General features: G+C 45.4%; 7 protein-coding genes. 1 reads left to right on the top strand and 6 read right to left on the bottom strand.

Features of this window, described 5'->3' with window-relative positions; translation table 11 throughout:
• Nucleotides 1–243: 243 nt before the first annotated feature.
• The 4 genes from QUA07_RS21995 to QUA07_RS21980 all read right to left on the bottom strand — a co-directional run bounded on the left by QUA07_RS21995 (nt 244) and on the right by QUA07_RS21980 (nt 5715).
• Complete coding sequence (locus QUA07_RS21995; protein WP_333329200.1) at nt 244–879, bottom strand: hypothetical protein; 636 nt, start codon at nt 877–879, stop codon at nt 244–246.
• Between the two features lie 253 nt (nt 880–1132).
• Entirely contained in the window at nt 1133–2845 is a 1713-nt protein-coding gene (locus tag QUA07_RS21990) for a calcium-binding protein (RefSeq protein ID WP_333329197.1), read from the bottom strand.
• A 131-nt stretch (nt 2846–2976) separates the two neighbouring features.
• A complete protein-coding gene (locus tag QUA07_RS21985) occupies nt 2977–4647 on the bottom strand; it encodes a S8 family peptidase (protein WP_333329195.1) in 1671 nt (556 codons plus the stop codon).
• A 171-nt stretch (nt 4648–4818) separates the two neighbouring features.
• Nucleotides 4819–5715, bottom strand: a complete 897-nt coding sequence (locus tag QUA07_RS21980; RefSeq protein ID WP_333329192.1) for an aspartoacylase — start codon at nt 5713–5715, stop codon at nt 4819–4821.
• Nucleotides 5716–5959: 244 nt separating this feature from the next.
• Here QUA07_RS21980 and QUA07_RS21975 point away from each other — a divergent pair, with 244 nt between their 5' ends.
• A complete protein-coding gene (locus tag QUA07_RS21975) occupies nt 5960–6865 on the top strand; it encodes a LysR substrate-binding domain-containing protein (protein ID WP_333329189.1) in 906 nt (301 codons plus the stop codon).
• 705 nt (nt 6866–7570) lie between these two features.
• On the opposite strand, the gene crn3 is transcribed toward QUA07_RS21975, so the two are convergent.
• Together crn3 and QUA07_RS21965 are read right to left on the bottom strand one after the other, a co-directional pair.
• Nucleotides 7571–7903 carry a CRISPR-associated ring nuclease Crn3/Csx3 gene (gene crn3, locus QUA07_RS21970; RefSeq protein ID WP_333083735.1) on the bottom strand — a complete coding sequence of 111 codons (333 nt, stop codon included), beginning with the start codon at nt 7901–7903 and terminating at the stop codon, nt 7571–7573.
• A 52-nt stretch (nt 7904–7955) separates the two neighbouring features.
• Nucleotides 7956–8885 (bottom strand): DUF192 domain-containing protein, encoded by a 930-nt coding sequence (locus tag QUA07_RS21965; RefSeq protein WP_333329186.1) that lies wholly within the window; start codon nt 8883–8885, stop codon nt 7956–7958.
• Nucleotide 8886: the final 1 nt, after the last annotated feature.

Below are 8886 nucleotides of genomic sequence, written 5' to 3'. Positions count from 1 at the left end.
TTGGTCAATCCTAAGCACTTTAAAAACTGGTTTACAAGCTGCTGTTACTGTACTTCATAAACCTGGAATCTGCTGTATGTTGTGGAGCAGGCATCTTGCCTGTTCAGAACAAGCTAATTGACAATGGTGCAATCTCTCAGTTTTAACCGATTATAAAATCATGTAGGGGCGGGTTTTACAAACAATATTTGCCCATAATTGACAATCTCCAAAACCCGCCCCCACCAACAGCAAATCTTCATCTTACTTCCATTCGGGATTTGATTCCGTGTTAGAAAAATTGAGCGATCGCACTATCAAACCCTGACACACAAACCAAAAATAAAGTGCAATATTAATCCCGCTCAACAGCTTCGGAATTCCCTCGACCAAGCTCGAAACAATCTCGTTTTTTAAGGGCAGCGCTTCTGCAAAAAAGGCAACAAATAACAAACCTACGCCACTCAGCAGTAAAGCATAGGGAGTCGAGGGAATATGCCTCCGAAAAGTTAATCCGTATGCAATTGCCAGCACGGCGTAAAATATGACAATTGTCACTTTCGGAAAACCCGCACGTCCCAGATGAACATGGGTGCGAAAAACTTCATTGAACAGAAAGCAACCGGCAAACAGTGCCGAATATAAAATAAATCGATTTTCTGGGCGGTCTGGTTGAATAATTCTCAGCAATCCAAAGGTAAAAGCGCACACCATTACCGATAAATAAAATAACATTTGAAACGCCAAGAAAAAGAAACCTGCACCCGGATACGTGGCAGAGCAAGGCGGCAAAAATAACCCTTTTACCGAAGAACCGAATAAATTCAGACAAGCCGTCACTATCCCAACTAGCACTAAAGTTAGACTATTGAACAACAATACAGTTCTGTAATTTACCATAATTAATAACTAAAAGCTAACAACAGTATATTGCGCGTCAAACCATTTTTTGCTAGGGCTTGTGCATGGGGGTTCAGAAACCGGGTTTTTTACGAAAATACTGGGTTGTGACCCGCAGATTCGCAAAAGAACCCGGTTTCTCTGTCGGAGTGCGTAATTCCCGATCGTGTTCTTTGAGTAAAGGTGAGATATTCGGTGAAAGGACAAAGCATTGCTGTGTTTCTACAGCAGGCAATTGAGAATCTACAGATATTTAAACAGAGACGAAATCTTCAGAGCCGATGAGATTGGGAGCAACACCTGTCAAAGCAGCTAAAATTTCACCGCTGCTAGCTAATCCAATTAATGTGCCGTTAGTTCCAGCGGAAATTGATAGTTGTCCGAAAGTCAAGCCGTTGATTAATTGAATGGTATCTTGAGCGTTGCCGAAATCAGAGATTGTATCAACTCCCAACCCCGCACCTAAAACAAATACATCGTTGCCCGCGCCGCCGACTAGAATATCGTTTCCCAAACCGCCGTTGAGGGTGTCAAAACCTTTGCCACCAAACAGGTTGTCGCTGCCGCCGCCCCCGACAAGGATATCGTTGCCTTGTCTGCCGGTGAGCGTGTCATCGCCGTCAAAACCGTTGATATTATCGCTGCTGGGAGTGCCTATCAGGTTGTCGTTGCCGTTTGTGCCGTTGATGTTGTTACTAGAAGTATTGATGACGCCTGGAGTGTTGGTTAAGTCAACAATAAAGAGGTCTGAGCCATTGTTGGTATCTCCCGGCACGAGGTTGGAGGCCTTAGATGAAAACGCCACTTTCTGCCCGTTGGCGGAGATGGAGGGGCTGTAGGATTCGCCGTTCCCCTGATTGCCCGCCCCTGAAACAGAGACGCGAGTGGTGGTATTGGTTGACAAGTCGCGCACGAAGATGTCAGTGCTATTGTTAGTGTCCCCCCGCACGAGGTTGGAGGCATCAGATTCAAACACCACAAACCGTCCGTCGGCGGAGATCGAGCTATAGTCGGAGGAGATCGAGCTATAGAGGGAGGAGTCGTTCCCCGGATTGCCTGCTGAGTCAACTGAGACGCAGGTAGTGGTATTGGTTAACAAGTCGCGCACGAAGATGTCGCCGCGATTGTTAATGTCCCCCGGCACGAGGTTGGTGGCATCCGATGCAAACGTCACAAACCGCCCGTCGGCGGAGATGGAGGGAATGCCGGAGGAGTCGTTTCCCTGAATGCCTGCTGAATCTACAGAGACGCGGGTAGTGGTATTCGTTAACAAGTCGCGGACGAAGGTATCGCGACTATTGTTAGTGTCTCCCGGCACGAGGTTGGAGGCATTAGATGCAAACCCCACAAACCGCCCGTCGGCGGAGATGGAGGGGAACTCGGAAATGCCGTTCCCCTGATTGCCTGCTGAATCTACAGAGACGCGGGTGGTAGTGTTTGTTAACAAGTCACGCACGAAGATATCACGGGTACCGTTAGTGTCTCCCGCCACAAGGTTGGTGGCATCCGATGCAAACGTCACAAACCGCCCGTCGGCGGAGATGGAGGTCAACAAGGAATAGGAAATGCCGTTCCCCTGATTGCCTGCTGAGTCAACAGAGACGCGGGTAGTGATATTCGTTAACAAGTCGCGGACGAAGATGTCGGCTCTACCGTTAGTGTCCCCCGGCACGAGGTTGGAAGCATTCGATGCAAACGCCACAAACCGCCCGTTACCGGAAATGGAGGGGAGTACGGACAAGGCGTTCCCCTGATTGCCTGCTGAGTTAACTGAGACGCGGGTGATGATATTCGTTAACAAGTCGCGCACGAAGATGTCCTTGCTATTGTTAGTGTCCCCCGGCACGAGGTTGGTGGCGTTAGATAAAAACGTCACAAACCGCCCATCGGCAGAGATGGAGGGGATCTCGGAGTCGCCGATCGCCTGATTGCCTGCTGAGTCAACTGAGACGCGATTAATAGTCATAAGTCCTCACACTAAAATTGCAAATTTGGTAAATAGACGAGTGTTCGATCGCCCGAAGCTTCTGACAAAACAGATTCGCGCGGTTGTAGGGCGATCGACTAATGTTTCTGAATAGTTGCTGCCTATTTTTTCTAGGCTATTATCTCATTTTGGTTGGCTGTTGCAGTCAAAATTTGCTCAACTTGAGCCGGAGTTAGATTCGGATTTGCATTCAAAACTAAAGCCGCTACACCCGCCACGTGAGGGGCTGCCATCGATGTGCCGCTGTAAGTTTCGTAGGTGTTATAGGGAGTTGTAGAAAAGATATCTACTCCCGGTGCAATTAGGTAATCCAAAGGTCGGGAACCTGCACGGTTAGAGAATTCATCCATTCTGCCATTTATATCAATTCCTCCTACGGCAATTCCGAAGCTATCGGCATCTCTAGCTGGATAAGCTGGTTCGCTAAAACCATCATTTCCTGCTGCCATGACGACAACAATTCCTTTGTTAGTTGCGTACTGAATTGCCTCATTAACCTCCATGCTAGGCGACCAGCCACCAATACTAAAGTTAATTACATTAGCTCCATTATCAGCAGCATAGCGAATTCCAGCAGCAAAATTATTGAAGTTCCCATAGCCAAATGCCGGCAAAACTCTTACAGGCATAATCTTTGCATTGTAGGCAACTCCAGTGATGCCAAAATCATTTCGTTCGGCCGCGATCGCGCCTGCTACGTGAGTCCCATGACCGTCCCAATCCATTGGGTTGTTGTCGTTCCACACAAAATCCCAACCCCGAATATCATCAATATATCCGTTGCGATCGTCGTCAATTCCGTTATTGGGAATCTCACCCGCATTCTGCCAAATATTGGCATCTAAATCGGGATGGGTGTAGTCAACACCGCTATCGACGACAGCTACAACAATCCCATTTCCGGTAATTCCCCCCTGCCAAACTTCCGGCGCGTTTACCATGTCTCTTGCCCAATCATTCCCGCCCAAATTAGGAACTTCAGGGAAATTAACGGGACTGTTAAAAGTGCCGGCTACTGCTGCATTTGCATCCACTAAACCGTATCCGTAATTGCTGCTAAAACCAGTACCAGGCGTTGCAGCCAGATTCAGGTTGTAATTCTTATAGTCAAAGTAACTATAAACTGCGACATAGTAATCTCCAGGAGTCAGGTTGAAAAAAATTATCTCGCCGGATGCACCTGCTGAGGCATAATCGCTGCCAAGAAGTTCATCATAATCAGCCTCACCGTTGCGATTCTTATCTTGAATCAACTCGATTCCTGCCCCATTCAAAACATCGATACGCAAGCTTAAATCGCTATTTTTGTTAATAGTAAAGCGGTAATAATCATCGTTATCGTCAACTCCCACAAAATCATTGAAGGTGAAGCGATTGTTATCAGCAACACCAATATTGCGTGCAGTTGCTAAGGAGTTGCCTGGATCTGATAAATTCAACTGATTAGCCGTTCTCGTTCCTGTTAGGGGATCTGTGCCGACAGCGATCGCATCTGAGTTCGATTTTGGTTGAGCAGCAGATGTACCGCTAGCGGCTCGATCGTTGGCTGAGTAACGGAGCAGCTCGCTTTTTTGGGATACTATAAAATCTGCTATTTGTTCTTGTTCCCTGATGGCGCTCGCTGTCAAATTATCAGTGTCAAAGCCGTTGCTAGGGACGCTACCGTTAAATTGACTCGATGCAGTGAAAAAGTTAAGCTGACCACTATTACCAAAGGTTGTTAATGCTGCTGTTAGCTGCTGTTCGCGATCGATGGCAAGTATACCGAGCGTACTTTCCATAAATTCACTCCTGATAATTTGAGATTCACTTGTGTTTAGGGGAGACAATGCTTGATTTTAAATTAATTAACATTCTTCCATCGGCGAGATGATGAGTCAATTCATAAATTCATTGCTTGAGTTCATAAAAGTCATAACCCTAATTTCATAAAAGTCATATTTTTCGGCAAGTTATGCCGTTTCAAGCTGAAGCTGTTGTTTTTCCGTCAAAACCATCGCTATGTGTTTTTCGTAATAGGCAGCTTCGTTAATGAATACAGGGAAAACAGTAGATTCTCCTTGATAGGGGAGCGATTCTCCCGTAAATGTGAGAAACATGGGTTCACCGGGATGTAAAGGTTCATAGTCTTTGAACTGAAGTTGGGGATGGATCGCAGCTTGCAGTTCACCTACTGAATTTCTGGGATAGTCTACTGAGCCGATCGCCTGATATACAGTTAAATGTGATGGTGTATGAAGCGGCTTTCCCCGATTTTGTGCATCGAGATAATCCAGAATGGCGTGAACTAGCATTTCGGTTTGCTGAAGCTGACGGGCGTTAATGACTCCCTGGGCGATGGGCCCAACTTCTATGGTGCCACCGAAAGCAGAGAGCGATCGAAGCATTGGGGCATCCTCACCAGAATACTCTCCGAAACAAACTCGCAGTGAGGGCTCGATCTCACTCAAATAAGCTAATAATTGCAAATTGAATGGATGTTTGCTAGATGGTAAAATTGTCAGCCCCATGTTGGCCGTTGTGCTGTGAAGGTCAACGATCACATCAGCCCCATGTTCGTCTTTCGGACATAGTTGGGCGGAGATTTCCTTAGCACGTCTGTTCTCGTAACCCATCAAATCTGGGTTAGACAAATCTTCCTCGGCAAAGCAACGGTTCAAATCGCGATCGACATAACGCCGATTGCACTTTACCGCTTGAGGATTAGCTAATAGAGTAACCACCTCAAAGCTCGATCGTTTCAGTAAGTCTGGGAATTGTTGAAACTTCTTAATCAGATAAACCCCAGTCAACTCGTTTCCGTGGGTTCCTCCCACAACTGCAACTCGTCGAATTACTTGCGAAATCATGAATAATCCTCATTAAGCAATACTTAAATAGGTATTTTGTGCCGAAATTTATAACTATTACTTTCAAAATAAAGAAGTTATAGCTATATGTCAAATACTTTTTTATATATAACAATATACTTAAAAAATATAGTATTTAATCCCCGTTACAAAAGAGAATATAACTGTAGGCCCGTGCTCCAAACCATGATAGTAATCATTCATTCCCAATCATTCAATTCTCAAATCTAAAATCGTATAACCTATGGAACTTCGCCATCTTCGTTACTTCATTGCAGTGGCAGACGAACTGAGCTTTAGTCGCGCGGCAAAGCGATTGCACATTGCCCAACCGCCCCTAAGTCAACAAATTAAAGATTTAGAGGCTGAACTGGGTGTGAAGCTATTCGATCGCAAAAGTCACCCGATTCAGCTAACCCCAGCAGGACAGGCGTTTTTAGAAGAAGCTCGCGCAACTTTGGTACAGTTAGAACAAGCGGTACATAAAACCCAGCGCATTCATCAGGGTGAATTGGGTTATTTGACGGTGGGTTTTCCCAGTTCGATCGCGAATGGTGTCTTTCCAGAGATGCTGCGAACTTTTCGACAGCGATATCCAGAGGTAAAACTGATTTTGCAGGAAGAACATAGTGCTTTCCTAATTCAGAGGTTGCGCGATCGCCAGACTGATATCATTTTTCTCTATCTCTACCACGATATTTCTGAAGCCAATGATTTAGAAACGATGTCTCTCACGCAAGAACCACTTGTCGTCGTTTTACCCAAAAACCATCCGCTTACAGCCCAATCCAAAATTTCGCTTTCCGACCTAAAGGATCAAGAATTTGTAATGCCCCTTCATCAGATTGTGGCTGGCTTATCTGAGGAAATTTACCATGTATGTTCGCAAGCAGGGTTTGTTCCTAAAGTTGCTCAAACAGCCGTCTTTATGGTCACAATTTTGGGATTAGTCGCAGGGGAAACAGGTATCAGCATTCTGCCATCTCACGTACAGAATCTTCAACGCGAAGGAGTGGTCTATCGTCAGATTCAGGAACAAACGACAACCACTCAATTAACTGCTGTTTGGCGGCATAATCATTCGTCCACCATTTTGCAGCAATTCCTCAATATTATTAAAACCCTCTCAATTTATAGCAATCCTAAATGATTTGTGAGAAACAGGCCTAGGTAAAAAGCTTTGAAAAGTCAAGCAAGCAAGTAAGGTGCGTCGCCATCAACACTCTGCAAGTTTTATCCAAAATCTCGCAGATCCGCACCCTTCAGATTAACACCACACAATATAGCTGCTACTCTAGTTCATGAACCTGGAATATGGGGTATTAACTGTTACTTGCGGCAATTGGCGAAAGTAGAAAACAGGTTAAATTTTGTAACTCTCCACGCTTGTCATGTCTGCGCGCCAGCAAAAAGACAGTACCTAGTTATGCTTTTATCGCTGTCAATATAACTTTGCCCACTTCATGCAGCAACTGTTGGATACTAGCCTGGTATAGGGATTACTTGCGAGCTCATGTTTTATCCTACTTGCTTGCTAAAATTTTGAATTTGACCTTCACAAGTTCGACAACTATAACCGCCGACTTTCTGCCAAACTTCTAACTGCGAAGTCAATCCATATTTGCCATCCATTGCTGGATTGCATCCACATCCCATCCGCGCGGAGGTTCGGACAAAACAGATTCGCGCGGGTGTATGGCGATCGACTAATATTGCTGAATAGTGGCTGCCTATTCTTTCTAGGCTATTATCCCATTTGGTTTGGCTATTGTCGTCAAGATATACTCAACTTGAGCCGGAGTAAGAGTCAGATTGGCATTCAAAACCAAAGCCGCTACACCCGCTACGGAGAGCCTTAATCGCTCGGTAAACTCAATTTTAATACCTGTCCAACTGATACCTCGTGCTTGTGCGTCGCTACTACCACGGCACCTTCTAATCGCGGATCGTAACATCCCACCCAAGCCGCAGGATGACATTCATGTACTAAATACCCGTACAGCCAAATTGCTCCTCTACCTTCAATAACAATTCCTTGGCTTAATTGAACGTCTTGAGGAAGTTTCAAACCTTGTAAATCATCGGGTGTGATGATACCGTCTTGAGTTGTAATTCGCAAGCGCAAATGTTGGTAAGCTAAACCGTCTTGAGTTTGATGGGGGATTATTTTTAATTCAATAGGATTCATAGGATTCATTGGATGCAAAAATGTTGAATGCTGCGATAAAATCATATACCTTTTAGGGTAAATTGGGAATCCGATCGCCAACTTTGAGTCCCAATTGAGCCGCCCTTCCGCCTCTTAGTTCGATCACTCCGTCAACAGGAACATCCGGGCCGTAGTTGGGGCAGGTTTCGGTCAAACACGGCGGTACGTTAGGAATTATCGCCTGCACTACGCCTTCCCGCAGAAAAACCATATCGAGTTCAATAAACACGTTTTTCATCCAAAAACGCACGTTTCGCGCGGGTTCGATGGGAAAAAGCATTCCCCTGTCATCTGGCAATTCTGTGCGAAACATTAAACCTGTCGCTTGTTCTTGGGGAGTTTGCGCCACTTCCAGTCCGATCGCGCGATCGGCTATAATCGTGTTAACCGAAATTGGCAAAAGCTGACCCCTATCTATCCCGCCAAACAGCGACATAAAGTTGGATTCAGTCAGATTAGAATTTCCCAAAACAACTCCTAAGTAATTACCAGAGTTTTTGTCTTTCATAATAGTTTGGTTGTCGGAAACAGAAAGCTCTAAATCGCTAAAGTTGATGCCTTCTGTCAAGACAATTTTATCATTGCCGTTGCCAAAATCTGTAATTATATCGGCTTCAGTAATAGTAGATGCGGCAGAGGTTCTTTCAATCACAAATAAATCCTCCCCCGCGCCTCCTGTCAAGATATCCCCGCCTTCGCCACCTATTAGCAAATCGTGACCCCGATCGCCAAACATCCAATCGGAGTCTTGTCCTCCATAGATTGTATCGCTTCCCTGACCGCCAGACAGCGTATCAGCGCCTTCATTTCCTGCTAACAAATCATTTTCCCGATCGCCAAAAATTCGGTCATTTCCCCCCAAACCTTGAACAGTATCATTACCCGCAAATCCTCTAATCGTATCGTTGCTGAGAGTTCCCAGGAGAAAATCGAAGCCGAAACTACCGTCGATGTTAACCATT

It is taken from the genome of Microcoleus sp. T3_A4 (assembly GCF_036700465.1).
Classification (GTDB): domain Bacteria; phylum Cyanobacteriota; class Cyanobacteriia; order Cyanobacteriales; family Microcoleaceae; genus Microcoleus.
The sequence above is the reverse complement of the archived record's forward strand: the minus strand, read 5'-3'. Positions and strand labels throughout refer to the sequence as shown.

Coding starts and splice junctions, on each gene's coding strand:
- QUA07_RS21995 (WP_333329200.1), bottom strand. CDS start 879: ATGGTAAATTACAGAACTGTATTGTTGTTCAATAGTCTAACTTTAGTG.
- QUA07_RS21985 (WP_333329195.1), bottom strand. CDS start 4,647: ATGGAAAGTACGCTCGGTATACTTGCCATCGATCGCGAACAGCAGCTA.
- QUA07_RS21990 (WP_333329197.1), bottom strand. CDS start 2,845: ATGACTATTAATCGCGTCTCAGTTGACTCAGCAGGCAATCAGGCGATC.
- QUA07_RS21975 (WP_333329189.1), top strand. CDS start 5,960: ATGGAACTTCGCCATCTTCGTTACTTCATTGCAGTGGCAGACGAACTG.
- crn3 (WP_333083735.1), bottom strand. CDS start 7,903: ATGAATCCTATTGAATTAAAAATAATCCCCCATCAAACTCAAGACGGT.
- QUA07_RS21965 (WP_333329186.1), bottom strand. CDS start 8,885: ATGGTTAACATCGACGGTAGTTTCGGCTTCGATTTTCTCCTGGGAACT.
- QUA07_RS21980 (WP_333329192.1), bottom strand. CDS start 5,715: ATGATTTCGCAAGTAATTCGACGAGTTGCAGTTGTGGGAGGAACCCAC.